The following is a 16,886-nucleotide window of genomic DNA, read 5'->3' on the forward strand; positions in this document are numbered from 1 at the left end:
CTCGATCACGGACAGTGGGTCAGTCGCGTTTGCAGATGCGGTCCAGGAGATTGGCGGTGGCGCGCTGGATACGCGGGTCGACATGGCCGGGGCGGTCCAGAGCCGGGGACCAGGCGAACGTTCCTGCTGCGAAGACCCAGGCACCGGAGGGGGCGCGGTACAGCGATGTCTCCTGGTGGCGGAGGACGCCCTCCTTGTCGGCGTACGGGGAGTGGGCGAGCAGCATGCGCTCCTCGTGCTCGGGCAGCGGGGTGCGCGGGAAGTAGCGGTCCGCCTCGCCCGCCACCAGGTTCTCGATCTCGTCGCCCTCGTGCGCCCCGGTCGCCTCCCACAGCCAGTGCCCGGCGTTGCGCACGATCAGCGGGTGCGGCTCGGGGACGGGCCCGGCGTACTGGATGCCCAGGAGTTGCTGCTCCGCCCGGTCGATCTCCCGCCACAGCACCGGTTTGCCCGGGCCCCTGCGCTTGCGGCAGGTCAGCAGCCGGTCGGGGACGCCGGACGGGGAGGGGCCGAGCTCCACCTGCCAGTACATGGAGTTGGCGGAGAGGAAGACCAGCGAGGTGCCGGCGTCGCGGGCGCGCTCCACGGTCCGGCGCATGTCCGCCGACCAGTACTCGTCGTGGCCCGGGAAGACCAGTCCCCGGTAGCGGGCCGGGTCGACGCGGCCCGCGTGCAGGTCGACGGCGCCGGCGTAGGCGACGTCGTAGCCGTAGCGCTCGGCCCAGCGGATGAAGTCGTAGGCGTGACCGACGTGGAGGGGGAGGCCGGCGCCCGCGTACGGGCGGTCGAAGGAGACCGTCGTGGCGGCCTCGGACTCGCCGAGCAGCCGGCCCTTCTCGTCCCAGGCGTGGTAGAGGCTGGCGCCGGTGCGGCCGTCCTCCGGGTAGAGGTTGTAGGCCTGCCAGGTGACGTCGGGCAGCACGAGCAGCAGGTCGGCGGGCTGGTCGTGGCGGACGGTGAAGGGGACGTGGGAGCGGTAGCCGTCGGCGGTGGTGAGGACGGCGACGTACGCGCCGACGTTCCAGTACGACGGGACCTGGAGCCGCCAGGACAGCCACCAGTGGTGGCAGGAGACCGTGCGGTCCGCGGTCAGCGGCGCGGGCTGGACGATGCCGGACAGGCGCGGGCTGGTGGTGATCTTCGCGGCGCCGTCACCGCCGTAGTGGCCGATGCGGTAGATGTCGACGGCGAACTGCTGTGGCGGGTCGACGGTGATGTGGAAGTCGATGGCCTCACCGGGCGCGACCGCGCCGGTGGAGGTGAAGCCCTTGATCTGACGGTGGACGTCGTCGGCCGCGCGGGGGCCGCCCGAGCGGCTGCCCTTCTTCGACGGGTGGGGGGCGTCCTGGTCCGCGTACCAGGGGACGACCTGGCCCGAGTCGTCGAAATACGTCACGTTGCCGCGCAGCCACGGGACGGGGCCCTGGCCGAAGGGATCCGTCACGGCGTGCGCGAGCGCTCCCGACTCCCAGCGGCGGATCTGCTCCGAACCCATGGTTGCTTCCCCTCCCCTTGCCCCCGTGGTGGTGTCTGCCGGTGTGCTGTGTGCCGGTGTGCTCTGTGCGGTGCCGGTGTGGTGTGTGCGGTGTTCTGCGGTGGGTGCGATGCCTTCGTGCCTATGTGCTTGTCGTATGTCGCAAGCCCTTGCCCTGCGCGCGAACGGTCCCAGCACATCACATAACGCGCGCGCTTCGTCACTGTTCGTTTCGAATTGGCCAGAACCGGAAGTGGGTGCTCCGGTGGTCAGCCGAGGCGGACGGGCTTCTCCGGGCGTATGCCGAGCTGGGAGAGCCAGACCCGCAGGGGGGTGGCGTCGCCGTCCTCGATGAGGGTGAGGACCTTGGGCGCCAGATCGGCCGTACGCTCACCGTCGATCAGGAGGGTGGGGCCGTCCAGCCAGTCCAGGCCGGGAGTCGCGCCGGCGGTGTCCATCGCGGCGCAGCAGACCATCGCGGTGAGGTGATCGGCGAGCAGTTCCCTGGCGGTGCGCGGGGGCTGGAGGGGGAAGAGGGGCAGGGCCCGGTCGTCCCAGAGCGCCGCGGCGTCGGAGGCGGGCGACGGCGAGGCGGGCGACGGGGTCGCCGGGGGGGGGGCGGCCTCCTCACGGGCCAGTTCGGCGCTGAGCCGGGCGGCGAGGGTGGCGCTGGGGGCCGTCGTACCGGAGAGGTCCTCGTCGTCGAGGGGGTCTTCTGCGCCGAGGGCCTGGGGCGGGGCGGGGTCCGGCGCGGAGACGGCCGGCCCTCCTGCGGTGCTGCCGGCCGGGGCGGTCCCAGCTGTCCGTGCGGTGCCCGGGTCCGCCAGGTGGTCGAGGACCCGGGACAGTGTGGGGGCGCCGGTCGCGGGGGCAGCGGGGGCGGAGGCGGGGCGGACGCCCATGGTGTCCAGGACGCGGTGCAGGCGGGCCGCGTCGAGGCGCCACTTGCGGTCGACGACCTCGTCCGGATACTCGCTCCAGGCCACCGGCGACCAGTCGGGCCCCGACCCGGCGGGGCCGCCGTGGAAGAGGCGGGCGGCGAGGAGGGAGGCGGCCTCGTCGACCGTGCCCGGCTCCTCCAGGAGATCGCAGGCGGGCCGCTCGCCGAGCCGGGACGCGAAACCCTCCGCCAGACGGTCGCGCCGGGACAGTTCCGTGAGCGCCGCGACCACACCGGCGTCCAGCCGGGACGGCCAGCGGCCCATCCGCCAGGCGGGCAGCGCCACCCGGGTCAGCAGCCGGTCCCAGCCCGCGTACGCCAGGCCCACCTGCTCCTGGGCGACGATCCGCAGCCCGTAATCCACAGCCTGTGCACGCTCAGCGGCCGCGGCCGCCACGCCCCGCTCCATCTCGGCGGCATGACCGCGGCAACTGCGCAGCAGAAGCCGGGCGACCCAGCCGACCCCGGCGAGCACCGCCCGCGAGACCGGCTCGCGGCGGGGTGCCGAGGCCACGGCCACCGCGGCGTCCAGGCCCCGGACGAAGCGCCGGGCGGCGGCTATGTCCGGGTGGGCCGAGGGGCCCGTACCGGCGATGACCGGGGCGAGGACCGCCCGCAGCTCGCCGACCCGCATCCACCACAGGAACGGGGAGCCGATGACGAGGACCGGCGCGACGGGGTGCCGGCGGTGCGCCTGCTTGCCGACTCCCGCTATGTCGTGGTGCTCCTCGGCCGGGGGCGGGCCGTGGGCCGGGTGCGTGCGGTCCTCCAGCCAGCTGTCGCAGTCCGGGGTGAGCGCTATCGCCGAGGGCGCGGGGACGTCGAGGCGGTCGGCGAGATCGCGCACCATCCGGTACAGGTCGGGAGCCGCCTCCTCGGTGACCGGGACCGTCGGGCTCATGGCGGGCCGGGCCCGGGCGACGACCAGGGCGATCCCCGCGGCGGCGAGCAGCACGAGGACCGCGAACGGCGTCAGCACCCAGCGGGCCGTGTCCCAGCCAGGGCCCTCCAGGCGGTCGCCGGCGGCGCCCGCGAGCAGGATCACGGCGACGGCGGCCGGCAGCAGGGCGACGGCCAGGGCACGGCTGCGGATGCGCAGCACGGCCAGTGCCCGTGCCCGCGCGGCCTGCGCGCCTGCTTCCACACCCATTCCGGTCACTACCGACCTCACCCCCTCCCCGTCGACCTGATGCTGCCCTTGCTCACTCCCCCACTGTGGCACCCGCCACTGACATCGCAATGCCGGTGGGCCAAGTGCCGGAACGCTTGCGCCGCACCCTAGTTGGGGCTCCGGCCCTCGTCAGCCGGATAGGGCATCGGTCACTCGATGGAATGGCTTTGGGGAGAGGTGGATGACGGGAAGCGAGCATCAGACCCCCACCTCTCGCATACTTCCGGCCCCGCTCCTCGCATACGTCAGACCACGCCCCTCGCATACGTCAGACCACGCCCCTCGCATACGTCAGGCCCCGGATCCTGAGACGGATCCGGGGCCTGCGGGGTTCATCGGCGGCGGGGTGGTTTCCCTGCCTCGCGTGGACCGGTTACGCGCCCGCCGCCTTCGCGGCGATGTCCGTGCGGTGCTGGGAGCCGTCGAGGCCGATGCGGCCGACGGCCGCGTAGGCACGGTCGCGGGCCTCGGTGAGGTCCTTGCCGGTGGCCGTCACGGACAGGACGCGGCCGCCCGCGCTGACGACGGCGTCCCCCTCCTGCCGGGTCCCGGCGTGCAGCACGTACGCGTGCGGGGCGTCCTGGGCTGCGACCTCGTCGAGACCGGTGATGGGGTCACCGGTGCGCGGGGTGCCGGGGTAGTTGTGCGAGGCGACGACGACGGTCACGGCCGCATCGTCGCTCCAGCGCAGCGGCTCCAGGTGGGCGAGGTTCCCGGTGGCGGCGGCCATCAGCAGCCCGGCCAGCGGCGTCTTGAGCCGGGCCAGGACGACCTGGGTCTCCGGGTCGCCGAAGCGGGCGTTGAACTCGATCACGCGGACACCGCGGGAGGTGATCGCGAGACCGGCGTAGAGCAGGCCGGAGAACGGTGTGCCGCGCCGCTGCATTTCGTCCACGGTCGGCTGCAGCACGGTCTGCAGCACCTCGTCGACCAGCTTCGGGTCGGCCCACGGCAGCGGGGAGTACGCGCCCATGCCGCCGGTGTTGGGGCCCTCGTCGCCGTCCAGCGCGCGCTTGAAGTCCTGGGCGGGCTGGAGCGGGACGACCGTCTCACCGTCGGTGACGGCGAACAGGGAGACCTCCGGGCCGTCGAGGTACTCCTCGATGACCACGCGCTCGCAGGCCGCCGCGTGGGCCCGGGCCGCTTCGAGGTCGTCGGTGACGACGACACCCTTGCCCGCGGCGAGCCCGTCGTCCTTGACGACGTAGGGGGGCCCGAAGGCGTCGAGGGCCGCGTCGGCCTCTTCCGGGGTGGTGCAGACGTACGACCGGGCCGTGGGCACCTCGGCCACCGCCATGACGTCCTTCGCGAAGGCCTTGGAGCCCTCCAGCTGCGCGGCCCGGCCGGACGGACCGAAGACGGGGATGCCCGCCTCGCGCACGGCGTCGGCGACACCGGCGACGAGCGGGGCCTCCGGGCCGACGACCACCAGCTCCGCTCCGAGGCGAGTGGCCAGCGCGGTCACGGCGGCGCCGTCCAGGGCGTCGACCTGGTGCAGCTCGGCGACCTCGGCGATGCCGGCGTTGCCGGGGGCGCAGTGCAGCGCGGTGACGTCGGGGTCGTGGGACAGGGAGTGGCACAGGGCGTGTTCGCGGGCGCCGCTGCCGATGACGAGGACCTTCACAGGGGTCAGCCTAACGGGAGGCGCCGGGTTCCCTTTGTGCGGGCCGCCGAGGGGAGGGGGGATCTTGAGCTGGAGGTTCCTCCAAGGAGTCGGGCTATTCGTTCGTGAACTCCTCGACCACCGTCGCTCCCAGCTCCCTCACGATCAGCTCCTGGCCGGACAAGGCCGACTCGTCGAGGTCGGGGTCGTCGTCCTCGGGGATGTCCTCCTCGGCGGAGACGTGGCGCGGCTGTGGGGCGGAGGGCTGGGGGACGGAGGCGGCCGGGGCCGGGGCGGACGTGGCGGCGGGCGCGGGGCCGCTCGACTGCTGGGCGGGGCCGGCCGGGGGAGCCGGCTGGGCGGGGGCGGGGCGCTGGGCCGTCGCCGTACCGCCGCCGGCGTGGTAACCGCCTCCACCGCCCGTGTTGTAGCCGCCAGAGCCGCCGAAACCGGAGGGGCCGCTGCCGGGCGCCGGGGGCGCGGAGCCGCCCGAGGGGTCGACGATCGCCTCGATCTTCCACTGGACGTTGAACTGCTCGCCCAGCGCCTGCCGCAGCACGTCCTCGCTGCCGCTGCTCAGGAAGTTGTCCCGGGCTCCGGCGTTGACGAAGCCGAGCTGGAGGGTCGTGCCGTCGAAGCCGGTCACCTGGGCGTTCTGGCTGAGCAGGATCCAGGTGAAGCGCCGGCGGTTCTTGACCGCGTCCAGGATGTTCGGCCAGAGCATGCGGGGGTCGAGCTGGCCGCCGCCGGTGGGAGCGGCGGCGGGGACGGGGGCAGGGGCGGAGGCGGGGGCAGGCGCCGACGTCGCCGGAGGCTGGGCCGCCGGAGGGGCGCGGGGGGCGGGGGTGCTCGTCGGCGGGGTGTTCGCCGGTGGGGTGTTCGAGGCGGGCGCGCCCGGGGCGGCCGTGGGCCAGCCGCCGGGGCGACGGCCGCCGCTGCCGGCGGAGGCCGCGGTGGGCCAGGCGCCGGGGGCGGGCTGGGTCGGGGCGGGCTGGGTAGGGGCGGACCGGGCCGCGGCGGGCCGGGGCTCCTGGCCGGGGCCGGGGGCGCCGGTGGCTTCGGGGGTGGCGTGTCCCGGGGGCGGGGTGGCCGGTGCCGACGGCGGCGCGCTCTGGGCCGGCGGCGACTGGGGCACACCGTGACCCGCCGCCGGAGGAGCGGAGCCCGGTGCGGCCGTCGTAGGACCGCCGACGCTGCCGGTCCCCGCGCCGCTGCTGCCCGGTGCTCCGGTCGCGCGGACCGCCGCCCGGGCCGCCGCCGGGCCACTGCCTGCCGGCACCGGACCGCCGGCGCCCGCCGCCACCGGACCGCCGCCACCCGCCTGGGCCGGAGCGGGAGCCGCTCCCCCATGGCCCTCCGGGCCGGGCACGTATCCCATGGCGGGAATGCCGGAGGGGCCGCCCGCGGAGTAGTTCACTCCGCGCTCGATCCGGTCGAGGCGGGCCATCACGGAGCGCTCGTCGCCGTAGGCGGCGGGAAGCAGGACACGGGCGCAGATCAGCTCAAGCTGGAGACGGGGCGAGTGGGCGCCGCGCATCTCGGTCAGGCCTTCGTTGACGAGGTCGGCGGCACGGCTCAGCTCGGCGGGGCCGAAGGTGCCGGCCTGGGCCTGCATGCGCTCGATCACATCGGCGGGGGCGTCGATGAGCCCCTTCTCCGCGGCGTCCGGGACGGCGGCGAGGATCACCAGGTCGCGCAGCCGCTCCAGGAGGTCGGCGACGAAGCGGCGGGGGTCGTTGCCGCCCTCGATCACGTGGTCGACGACCTCGAAGGCAGCGGCTCCGTCGCCGGTGGCGAAGGCCTCGACGACGGAGTCGAGGAGGGAACCGTCGGTGTATCCGAGCAGGGAGGTGGCCATGGCGTAGGTCACACCGTCCGCCGCGGCGCCCGCGAGGAGCTGGTCCATGACGGACATCGAGTCACGCACGGACCCGCCGCCGGCCCGCACCACGAGGGGGAGCACGCCGTCCTCGACCGGGATGGTCTCCTTCTGGCACACCTGTCCGAGGTACTCCCGGAGGGTGCTGGGGGGGACGAGCCGGAAGGGGTAGTGGTGGGTCCGGGACCGGATCGTCCCGATGACCTTCTCGGGCTCGGTGGTCGCGAAGATGAACTTGAGGTGCTCCGGGGGCTCCTCGACGACCTTCAGCAGCGCGTTGAAGCCGGCCGACGTGACCATGTGGGCCTCGTCGATGATGTAGATCTTGTACCGGCTGCGGGCGGGCCCGAAGAAGGCCTTCTCACGCAGGTCACGGGCGTCGTCGACGCCACCGTGGGAAGCGGCGTCGATCTCGATGACGTCGATGGAGCCGGGCCCGTTGCGTGCGAGGTCCTGGCAGGACTGGCACTCCCCGCAGGGCGTCGGCGTGGGCCCCTGCTCGCAGTTCAGGCAGCGGGCCAGGATGCGGGCGCTGGTCGTCTTGCCGCAGCCGCGCGGCCCGCTGAACAGGTACGCGTGGTTGACCCGGTTGTTCCGCAGCGCCTGCTGCAGCGGGTCGGTGACATGCTCCTGCCCGATGACCTCGGCGAAGGTCTCGGGGCGGTAGCGGCGGTACAGAGCGAGAGACGACACGCATACGAGGTTATAGGCGCCCACCGACATCGGGCCCGGCCCGGACCCGGTCGGGAGATCCGGTCGGGAGATCCGGACCGGGAGATCCGGACCGGGAGATCCGGTCCGGGAACGCAGACGCCCCCCACGCACCCGCCAGAGCCGACCTACCCTTGCTGCCTTCCGGCCCTGGGGGAGTTCAGTCAGATAGCGCCGCGTGAGGGGCTGCGCCAAGGCTACCTGATGTCTGGGGCGGGGAACGAGTTCGCGAGCACTCCTCTCGGTCATGTAATGTTCCTGGCGGAGGATTCGCCTAGAGGCCTAGGGCGCACGCTTGGAAAGCGTGTTGGGGGCAACCCCTCACGAGTTCGAATCTCGTATCCTCCGCCAGTGCCTCACCGGGCACGATGTCGAAGGGCCCCACCGTTCGCGGTGGGGCCCTTCGGCCTTGCTGGAGCCACTTCCAGGAGGGAATGAGAAATCGCTTGTGCTTGTGGCATGCCCATGCACAAGGATGTGCGCATGATGCGACCCGCGCGTGCGCTGCTCCCCCTTCTCCTGGTGCCAGTTCTCCTTACAGGTTGCGGCGCGGGCAAGAGCAGCGGTACGGCCGCCGACAGCGCTGACCTTGACGCCGCCGCGGGCGACTGGGGCGTCGCGCCGGAACTCGTGTATGTCACCAAGGTCTCCGGCTACACAGTGCTCCGGGAGTCGGTTGGCGAGTACAACAACGAGTTCGCTGCCGCGTACGGGTCCGAGAAGGGTGTCGGCAAGTTCGGCCTCTTCGTAGGGCGCGGCACGATGACGGCGGAGAGCTGCCCCGAGCAGCCGCTGGGCGAGGTGTCGGAGAAGCGGGTCACCTGTGAGCATGCCGGCGACGCCTGGTACCGCAAGGCCGGTGGCAGCCACGAGTACGCGGTGCCCGACGACGGCGTGGTGATTCATCTGATCGCTGATGTGGACAAGGTCGACCGCGCCGTTCTGCGTAAGGCCGCCGAGGCGGCCCACCGCCCGGACGACGCCGAATTGGCCGCACTCCTGCCGACCGGCAACGGCGCGGGCACCTGAGAGGACGGTTTGAAGTCGGCTGTGCAGCGGGCACCCATGCCGTCATCCGCGGAGTGGACTCAGCCGGGACGGAAGCCGATAGCCGCTCTCACGACCGACCGCTCATGCCGTTTTCGCGGTGGACTTTTTTGCGCTCCTGCTTCGTCCCGCAGGGGTGCGCGTGTTCTTCCGCTTGGGCTTTTCCGCGTGGGGCTCGGTCCGTGAGGGCGTCGCCTGCACAGGGGCGGTCTTCCACTTCAGTTCGATCTCCAGCTCGATCTCACCGCCGCCGATCTCGACCTCCAGCTCGCTGTGGAGGTCCTCGGGGATCCGGAGGCCCAGCGTCCCGGGGCCGAGGTCCAGCTCGGCGTCCCCGCCTTCCCTCAGGGCGTCTGCGAGTGCCGTGAGCTGGTCAGCGGCCTCGTGGCGGGACAGCGAGCGCTTCTGCTCGAACGTGAGGTCCTTCATGGGGCCCTCCCTGTGGCAAAAGGGTGGATGAAGCCATCTTGGCGGGATGTGCGGACTCGTGGGTCAGCCACCCGCCTCCGGACCCCAGTGCTCGGGTCCCACTCCGCGCCAGTCGATCCACGGCACCTCCGCCACGTCCGCCGGATCGATCTCCAGTCCGGCGCGGCGGAGGAACTCCGCGACATCGACGACGTCGTGGGCGAGCCCGAGGATCTCGCCGTCCACGCGGACGCGTCGGCCGCCCGAGGGCGACGGCGGATGCACGATCACACGAATCGGTCCGGACATGTCTTCAGGATCGTCCGGGACGTACGGTCCCGCAGGCCGGCGCGTCATCGAGGGAGCCGCTCGCGCACGCCCGCGGCCGTCCGCCCCAGCTCCCGCAGCTCCCACCACGCCGCGGGACTCGGCCGTCGCTGCTGCCAGTAGGGGTGGAAGAACGCCCGGGCCGACAGCCGGTACAGACGCCGGCGCAGCTCGGTGCGGCCGGGCCGATCGGCGAGCTGCCGGTGCGTGGCACTCCACTCCCGTTGCGCCCGGACGAGATCGTCGGGAAACGTTCGCATGGCCGAATTCAATCATGTGTTCGATTTTTCGAGCCAGCGCAAGGCTTCTGTTACGTCTCGGTTCGGGCACCGGACGCGGACAGCCGCAGCGCGAGAGGCCCGAGTAGGCGCATACTGAGGCCAATGACAAAGCCTGCTGCTTCCAAGCGTCACTTGCCTACCAGCCCCTTCAAGGCGCCGGTCGCACCCGCTCCCAAGTACTTCGCCGTCGGTGACCAGGTCACGCACGACATGTACGGGCTCGGCCGGGTCATCGGCATCGAGGACGGGATCGCCGCGCTCGTCGACTTCGGTTCGGCGCAGATGCGGATCCTGAGCCCCTACGCCAAGATGACCAAGCTGTAGGACCTCCGTGCCCGGTCGGGGCACTCCTGGCCCTGCCTTGGGCCAGCAACCGAAAAGAGACCTCTCATCGAACCGACTTCGCTGTTCTCCGCCGTGGAGGGGCAGCCGAGCCTTTCCAGTGCGGCGTCGCCGCCTCCGGCGACCAACCCCTTCCAGGCCCCCGACTTCGGGGAGGCCGAAGCCTTCCCTCTCGTCGAGGACATGCCGGAGGAGCCCGTCGCGACCAGGCGTCCGGCGCGCCGCAGGGCCGCCTAGCCCCACTCTGCGGTCCGGTCAGATCTCGCGGTCCGACGCCGGCCAGACGTACGGCAGGTCGTCCGGGACCCCCGGGAAGAGGGACGCGTACGTCGTGGGGTCCTTGCGGACCAGGGCCGAGCGGTGGCTCTCGTGGAAGGGGTCGTCGCCCAGCCAGGGCGGGAGCTCGTCTTCGGCGGCCAGTTGCGGCTGGTCGCGGATCGGGGCGTGGGGGCGGGTCGCCGACAGGTCGGCCACGAGCGTCGCCGCGCACGTGTCCTGGTGGCCCTGTTCGCGCCAGACGCGGCAGATCTCCAGGCCGTAGCGGACCAGCGCCTCCTCGTAGCCGAGCCACATCTTCACGGCCGGGTGGCGGCGCCAGCCGTAGCCGGGGACGACCAGGCCGCGCAGGACCTGAAGGGCCTCGACGCGTTGTTTGCCGAGCCGGCGGCGGTCGAGGGACAGGGCCGTCGTGCGGAAGTCCGGGTAGGGCAGAAAGGTCTGCATGCGGTCGCCGGTGCTCCTCACCGTGCGTCGGTGCGCGTGCCGCGCCGCCGACCGAGGGCGAGGGCCAGGCCGATCATGACGATGCCCAGGACGAAGTGGAGCCAGTCGTCCGCGGTGTTCAGCGGGACGAAGTTGGCGTCACTGTCGTGGCCGACGGACAGGCCGTACACCCACAGCACCAGGTAGACGGCGCCGCCGACCAGCAAGTACGAGTACGCACCGGCGGCCGTGCCGGCGAGCGTCAGACCGGCGAGGCCGTACGCCACGTGCACCAGGTTGTGCAGGATCGAGACCTGGAACAGGCCGAACAGTTCGGCGCCCGACTCGTGGGAGGCGAACTCCAGCGAGCCGTAGTCGGTGGTGATGCCCGGGATGAAGCCCAGCACGCCGACCACGAGGAAGACGAGGCCGAGCAGCAGGGCGGCCTGCTGGACGGGGGTGCGGGCGGCCCGGTGGGACGTCGGTGTGGTCATGGCCTGTGGCTCCTCACGCGAGTGACAGGGTCTGTTCCGCCCAGATGGTCTTGCCCGTGGCGCTCTGGCGGGTGCCCCAGCGCTCGGTCAGCTGGGCGACGAGGAGCAGGCCTCGGCCGCCCTCGTCATAGGTGCGGGCGCGCCGCAGGTGGGGAGCGGTGCTGCCGCCGTCGGACACCTCGCAGATCAGGGTCGTGTCGTGGATCAGGCGGAGCTGGACCGGCGGCTGGGCGTGCCGGATGGCGTTGGTGACGAGCTCGCTGACGACCAGCTCCGTGACGAACACGGCGTCGGAGAGCCCCCACCGCTCCAGTTGCGCCACCACGTCCTTGCGGGTCTGCGCGACCGCGGACGGGTCGGACGGCACCGACCAGGTGGCGACCTGCCGCGCGTCGAGCGCGCGGGTACGGGCGATGAGCAGGGCCACGTCGTCGGCCGGGCGTTGCGGCAGCAGGTCTGCGAGGACCGTGTCGCACAGGGCGTCCAGCGAGCCCGCCGGGCGGGCCAGTGCCTCCCGCAGCCGGTGGACGCCGGTGTCGAGGTCCCGCTCGGGGGTCTCGATCAGGCCGTTGGTGTAGAGGGCGAGCAGGCTGCCCTCGGGGAGGACGACCTCGGTGGACTCGTACGGCAGGCCGCCCAGGCCGAGCGGGGGCGTCGCCGGGAGCCCGACGAGGTCGACGCTGCCCCCGGGGCCGACGACGGCCGGCACGGGATGCCCGGCCCCGGCGAAGCAGCAGCGCCGTGTCACCGGGTCGTACACGGCGTACAGGCAGGTGGCCCCGACGTCGCCCGAGGCCCCGGCGGAGCCCGCCGACGCCCGCTCGCCGTCACTCTCCTCCTCCGTGTTGAGACGGGCGACCATGTCGTCGAGGTGGGTCAGCAGTTCGTCGCACGGCAGGTCGATGTCGGCCAGCGTGCGGACCGCCGTACGCAGCCGCCCCATGGTCGCCGACGCGACCAGCCCGTGGCCGACCACGTCCCCGACGACCAGCGCCACCCGTGCCCCCGAGAGGGGGATGACGTCGAACCAGTCCCCGCCGACACCGGCCTGCCCGCCCGCCGGGAGGTAGCGGGAGGCGACCTCGACGGCCGCCTGCCGGGGCAGTCGCTGCGGCAGCAGGCTGCGCTGGAGCGTGACCGCCGTGGCGCGCTCGCGGGTGTAGCGGCGGGCGTTGTCGATGCTGACCGCGGCCCGGGCGGCCAGTTCCCCGGCCAGCACCAGGTCGTCCTGCTGGAAGGTCTCCTGGTTGCGGTGCCGGACGAAGAAGGCGACGCCCAGGGTGCTGCCGCGGGCGACCAGCGGCACGGCCATCACGGAGTGGATGCCGAACGCCCGGACCCGGGCGGCGCGGGCCGGGTCGCGGGCCAGCCAGGCGGTGAACGCGGTGTCGGTCACCTCGTGCAGGGTGGGCCGTCCGGTGCGCAGGCTCTCGAAGGGCATCGAACCCGCCGGGTAGGAGCCCACCGCGCCGGCCGCCACGACCGCCTCCGGTGCGCCCGGCGTCACCGACTGCAGCGCGGCCCGGCGCAGCAGCAGCGGCCCGTCCGCCGGAACCGCCTGCGGGGGCGGCTCGGGTGCGTCGTCCAGCTCGGTCAGCAGATCGACGCCGGCGAAGTCGGCCAGGACCGGGACGGTCACGTCCGCCAGCTCCTGGGCCGTGCGCGTCACGTCGAGCGTGCTGCCGATGCGCCGGCCGGCCTCGGCGATCAGCTGGAGCCGCTTGCGGGCCCAGAACTGCTCCGTCATGTCGTGTGCGGACAGGCAGACGCCCTGGATGGTGCCCTCGTGGTCGCGCAGCGCGGACATGAAGACCGACCAGGCGTGCTCATGGTCTTCGCCGGGTGCGCGAAGGTAGTTCTCCTCGTACTCCGGCTCGCCGGTGCGCAGGACCCGGGCCATGGCGCGTTCCGCCCGCAGGCCGGCGTCGTCGACGACGATCTCGGACACGCGCAGGCCGCGCATCTCCTCCTCGGTGAGCGCCGTGGCGCGCTCCATGTCGGCGTTGGCCCGGCGCAGCCGGAGCCGGGTGTCGTAGATTGCCTGGGCGCAGCACGGAGACTGGGCGAAACTCCAGCTCACCAGGGATTCGTCGAGACCGGCGGGTGGCTGCCGGCCGGTCAGGGCGGAGACGATGAGCCAGGCGGGGACGTCGGCGCCGGGTGGTCTGTGGTGGGCGAGGATCCTGACCGTCAGCTGCCGGCCGTCGCGGTGCCGGAGGGCGACGTCGCCGTTCCAGCGGGGCAGCCCGGCGAGCGTGGGCAGACCGCCCCGCACCGGGATCGGCTCGGCCAGCAGATCCGCGGCACGGCGGCCGGTCAGCTGCCCGGCCGAGTACCCGAGGAGCCGCTCGGCGCCCGCGTTCCAGCCGGTCACGATGCCGTGTTCGTCGAGGGCGACACGGGCCGTGAGGGCTGCACCGACGAGGGCTTCGAGAGCTTCGGGTTCTTCTCCGGACGGCCGGCTGGCCCGGCCGACGGCGGCGGGCTGTTCCATGATCGGTCATCTCACTCTCGGGGGAATCAGCCATGATCCCGGATATGCACAGCTATCACCCGGTTTACCCCGATTAAGTCGGCTCTCTCACCGTGAGGTCCACGAAACGAGAATCGGAGCCTGCCGCCGCCCGGCCCGGGTAACCGCTCCCCCATGGGTCAGATCCTGGTGGGCACGTGTTCCTGGACCGACCGGGCACTGGTCGGCAGCGGCTGGTATCCCCCGGGCCGGCGGGACGCCGAGGGGCGGTTACGGCACTACGCCGAGCGGTTCGCTGTCGTCGAGGTCGACGCCTCGTACTACGCCCTGCCGGGCGAACAGAACAGCCGGCTGTGGGCCGAGCGGACACCGGACGGCTTCGTGTTCGACGTGAAGGCGTTCTCGCTGCTCACCGGGCATCCCACCCGTGAGGCGGTGATGCCGGACGGGCTGCGGGCCGAGCACCGGGACCCGGCGGTACTCGATCAGGTGTGGGACCGGTTCGCGGCCGGGATCGAGCCGCTGCGGGAGGCCGGGCGGCTCGGGAGCGTGCTGTTCCAGTTCCCGCCCTGGTTCCGGCCCGGGCAGCGGGCGGAGGCGTTCCTGCGGGAATGCGCCGAGCGGACCGAAGGCTGGCCGCTGGCCGTCGAGTTCCGGCACCCCTCCTGGTGGGAACCGGGGCAGGCCGAGGCGACGGGCGCGCTGCTCGCCCGGCACGGCATGGCCGCGGTGGCCGTCGACATGACGCAGAGGCTCGCCTCGTCAGTCCCGCCGGTCACACCCGTGACCTCGCCCCGGCTGTCCGTCGTCCGCTTCCACGGCCGCAGCACCGCCTGGGGCACCGGCAGCAAGGAGGACCGGTTCCGCCACGCGTACGGCGAGGACGAACTCGCCGAGTGGCTGCCCCGGGTGCGCCGGCTGGCCGAGCGGACCGAGCAGGTCCACGTCCTGTTCAACAACTGCTGCGGCGACGCCGCCGTCAGCGCCGCCGAGGCCATGACCCGGCTCCTCGACGACGCCCGGCCGACGGGCGACATCCCGCCGACGGACGACGTGCCAGCGACGAACGATGTGCCACCGGCGGACGATGTGCCACCGGCGGACGATTCCCCGTCGACGGCGGACGATTCCCCGTCGACGGCGGCACGGTTGCCTAGGGCTCGACCCGCACCTGGCGTTCCACCGACACCTGGTCGACGTCCGACACCCGCACGGTCGTCTTCATCGTCCACTTCCCGGCGAGCGGCAGGTTGACGGAGTTGGTGCTCCAGTAACCGCCCCGGTCGGTGAGTTCGGCGTCGATCGGGCCGACCTTGCGGGAGGGCAGGGTGAAGGTGATGCGGACCTCGGGGATCACCACCAGGCCCGTGTCGGAGCCGTAGACGACGGCCTGTACGCCGTTCTCGCCGACGCGGGCCGGGTCCAGGGTGACCTGCACCTTTCCGCTCCCGGTCACGGAATCCGTGCCCGTGTCGAAGGGCATCGTGATCTCGGTCGTGGGCGGCAGCGCCCCCAGCGGTGCCTGCTGGGCCGCCTCGGCCTGGGCCCGGCTCGGAAGGGTTCCGGTGAGCACGGTCGTGATCATCAGCACCACGGCTGCGACGGCCACTTCGACCAGGACGGAGCGGCGCAGGCGCCGCCGGATGCCGGGGTCCCCGGATCCGGCCCCCGGCCCCGCCGGGCCGTCGGGCGACTTTGGCTCCCCGTGCGGCTTCGGCTCCCCGTGCGACTCCGGCTCTTGGGGCGTCCCCGGTTCGCCCGTCCCGGGTCCCGCGGCGCCTTCGCCGCCTTCCGCGGGCGCGCCGACCGGCTGCGGGACCGGTGCCGGTACGGCCGCCCGGGCCGCAACCGCCGGTGCCGCGATCCGCGCCGTCCAGCGCCGCGAGTACCCGGCCACCAGCAACAGCACGGCCACCCCGGTCAGTTTGGCGAGCAGCAGCCGGCCGTACGACGTACCGGACAGCGCGGAGAGGGAGCCGAGGCCGCGCCAGGACTGGTAGAGGCCCGTGACGGCCAGGACGGTCACCGAGGTGAAGGCGATCCGGGAGAAGCGGGGCACGACCTCCACCAGGTCGTCGCCGGACGAGCGGCGCAGGGTCAGCAGCAGCGCCACGAGGCCGCCCAGCCAGACGCCGGTCGCCAGCAGGTGCGCCACGGACGACGTCATCGCCGCCGGCACCTGGATCCCGGCGGAGGCGTGCTCGGCCGCCGCCCACGTCAGGGCCAGGGCCACGGCCAGGGCCGTGCCGATCGCCAGGGCGACGGGCCGCTTCGCGGTGTCACGGTGCCTGGACAGCCGGACCAGGAAGGCGGCGGTCAGCAGGAGGACGAGCAGCCGGGCGAGCAGGGCCAGGCCGGGGCGGCCGGTCAGGGTGCGGCCGAGGGCGGAGGCGTCGAAGGCTGCGGCGGGGCCCGTGCCCGCCTCGTAGGGGGCGCGCAGCAGGAGCAGGACGGCCGTCGAGCCCAGTAGCGTCCACCAGGCCGCCACCAGCGGCCGGCGCAGCGGGGAGGTGTGCGCGGGCCGGCACAGCAGCGCGAACGCCGCCGTGCCGACGAGCAGTGCGGCGGCGAGGTAGGCGAGGTAGCGGGCGGCGTCGTAGAGGCCGCGGGTGAGGGGGTCCTCGGCCGGGCCGGTGTCGATCTGGCCGGTGGTTGCGGACCGTTTCCCCACGGAGAAGCTGAAGGCGCCGGAGACGGGGTGGCTGTCGGCGGAGACGACCCGCCAGGCCACGGTGTACGTGCCCTCGGCGAGCTTGCCGGGCAGGCCGATCCGGGCCGTGTCGGAGCGGCCGTCCGCGTGCGTGGCCTCGCCGGTGTGGACCCGGCGCTGGTCGGGGCCGAACACCCGGAAGGAGTCGTCGAGCAGGCCCACGGACTCGGTGAAGGTCAGGGTGACGTGGCGGGGGGCCTGCCGGACGACGGATCCGTCGTCGGGGTCGGTGCTGCGGAGGGCGGCATGGGCGGAGGCGGGGGCTGCTCCGGCGAGGAGCAGGACCAGTACGGTGCCCAGCAGCACCAGGGCTTGGAATCGCCG

The 16,886-nt window shown here is 73.2% G+C and carries 13 protein-coding genes, 1 tRNA gene, 1 other RNA gene and 1 pseudogene; 4 read left to right on the plus strand and 12 right to left on the minus strand.

Features of this window, described 5'->3' with window-relative positions; all coding sequences use genetic code 11:
* Positions 1–19 precede the first annotated feature (19 nt).
* The 5 genes from A4E84_RS19230 to ffs form a co-directional block, all read right to left on the minus strand.
* Positions 20–1,495, minus strand: a complete 1,476-nt coding sequence (locus tag A4E84_RS19230; RefSeq protein ID WP_062927766.1) for a N,N-dimethylformamidase beta subunit family domain-containing protein — start codon at positions 1,493–1,495, stop codon at positions 20–22.
* A gap of 248 nt (positions 1,496–1,743) precedes the next feature.
* Positions 1,744–3,564 carry a hypothetical protein gene (locus tag A4E84_RS19235; protein ID WP_174569439.1) on the minus strand — a complete coding sequence of 607 codons (1,821 nt, stop codon included), beginning with the start codon at positions 3,562–3,564 and terminating at the stop codon, positions 1,744–1,746.
* 394 nt (positions 3,565–3,958) lie between these two features.
* Positions 3,959–5,209 carry a phosphoribosylamine--glycine ligase gene (gene purD, locus A4E84_RS19240; RefSeq protein WP_062927768.1) on the minus strand — a complete coding sequence of 417 codons (1,251 nt, stop codon included), beginning with the start codon at positions 5,207–5,209 and terminating at the stop codon, positions 3,959–3,961.
* A gap of 94 nt (positions 5,210–5,303) precedes the next feature.
* Positions 5,304–7,760, minus strand: a complete 2,457-nt coding sequence (locus tag A4E84_RS19245; RefSeq protein WP_062927769.1) for a DNA polymerase III subunit gamma and tau — start codon at positions 7,758–7,760, stop codon at positions 5,304–5,306.
* Between the two features lie 113 nt (positions 7,761–7,873).
* Positions 7,874–7,968, minus strand: an RNA gene (ffs, locus tag A4E84_RS19250) — signal recognition particle sRNA small type.
* A 73-nt stretch (positions 7,969–8,041) separates the two neighbouring features.
* Between ffs and A4E84_RS19255 the strand changes: the two genes are divergently transcribed.
* Both A4E84_RS19255 and A4E84_RS19260 read left to right on the plus strand, forming a co-directional pair.
* Positions 8,042–8,129 (plus strand) — tRNA-Ser (locus A4E84_RS19255).
* 132 nt (positions 8,130–8,261) lie between these two features.
* Positions 8,262–8,807: a hypothetical protein gene (locus tag A4E84_RS19260; RefSeq protein ID WP_079129381.1), complete on the plus strand. Its 546-nt coding sequence runs from the start codon at positions 8,262–8,264 to the stop codon at positions 8,805–8,807.
* Between the two features lie 102 nt (positions 8,808–8,909).
* Here the strand turns inward: A4E84_RS19260 and A4E84_RS19265 are convergent, their stop codons facing one another.
* The 3 genes from A4E84_RS19265 to A4E84_RS19275 all read right to left on the minus strand — a co-directional run bounded on the left by A4E84_RS19265 (position 8,910) and on the right by A4E84_RS19275 (position 9,820).
* Complete coding sequence (locus A4E84_RS19265; RefSeq protein WP_062927771.1) at positions 8,910–9,254, minus strand: amphi-Trp domain-containing protein; 345 nt, start codon at positions 9,252–9,254, stop codon at positions 8,910–8,912.
* A 63-nt stretch (positions 9,255–9,317) separates the two neighbouring features.
* Positions 9,318–9,542, minus strand: coding sequence for a hypothetical protein (locus tag A4E84_RS19270; RefSeq protein ID WP_062927772.1), 225 nt, complete (start codon positions 9,540–9,542; stop codon positions 9,318–9,320).
* Positions 9,543–9,586: 44 nt separating this feature from the next.
* Positions 9,587–9,820, minus strand: a complete 234-nt coding sequence (locus tag A4E84_RS19275) for a hypothetical protein (RefSeq protein ID WP_062927773.1) — start codon at positions 9,818–9,820, stop codon at positions 9,587–9,589.
* Between the two features lie 123 nt (positions 9,821–9,943).
* Between A4E84_RS19275 and A4E84_RS19280 the strand changes: the two genes are divergently transcribed.
* Positions 9,944–10,165 carry a hypothetical protein gene (locus tag A4E84_RS19280; protein ID WP_062927774.1) on the plus strand — a complete coding sequence of 74 codons (222 nt, stop codon included), beginning with the start codon at positions 9,944–9,946 and terminating at the stop codon, positions 10,163–10,165.
* A 273-nt stretch (positions 10,166–10,438) separates the two neighbouring features.
* Here the strand turns inward: A4E84_RS19280 and A4E84_RS19290 are convergent, their stop codons facing one another.
* From A4E84_RS19290 to A4E84_RS19300, 3 genes are read right to left on the minus strand one after another with little or no spacing between them, the layout of a single operon-like run.
* Positions 10,439–10,906, minus strand: coding sequence for an MSMEG_6728 family protein (locus A4E84_RS19290; RefSeq protein ID WP_062927776.1), 468 nt, complete (start codon positions 10,904–10,906; stop codon positions 10,439–10,441).
* Positions 10,907–10,923: 17 nt separating this feature from the next.
* Positions 10,924–11,379, minus strand: coding sequence for a DUF4383 domain-containing protein (locus A4E84_RS19295; RefSeq protein WP_062927777.1), 456 nt, complete (start codon positions 11,377–11,379; stop codon positions 10,924–10,926).
* Between the two features lie 13 nt (positions 11,380–11,392).
* A complete protein-coding gene (locus tag A4E84_RS19300) occupies positions 11,393–13,873 on the minus strand; it encodes a SpoIIE family protein phosphatase (RefSeq protein ID WP_062927778.1) in 2,481 nt (826 codons plus the stop codon).
* Positions 13,874–14,026: 153 nt separating this feature from the next.
* Between A4E84_RS19300 and A4E84_RS19305 the strand changes: the two are divergent.
* Positions 14,027–14,884: pseudogene (locus A4E84_RS19305) on the plus strand (DUF72 domain-containing protein); the annotation flags it as partial.
* Positions 14,885–15,005: 121 nt separating this feature from the next.
* On the opposite strand, the gene A4E84_RS19310 reads toward A4E84_RS19305, so the two are convergent.
* Positions 15,006–16,868 (minus strand): copper resistance CopC/CopD family protein, encoded by a 1,863-nt coding sequence (locus tag A4E84_RS19310; RefSeq protein ID WP_062927780.1) that lies wholly within the window; start codon positions 16,866–16,868, stop codon positions 15,006–15,008.
* Positions 16,869–16,886: the final 18 nt, after the last annotated feature.

It is taken from the genome of Streptomyces qaidamensis, assembly GCF_001611795.1.
Taxonomy (GTDB): Bacteria; Actinomycetota; Actinomycetes; order Streptomycetales; family Streptomycetaceae; genus Streptomyces; species Streptomyces qaidamensis.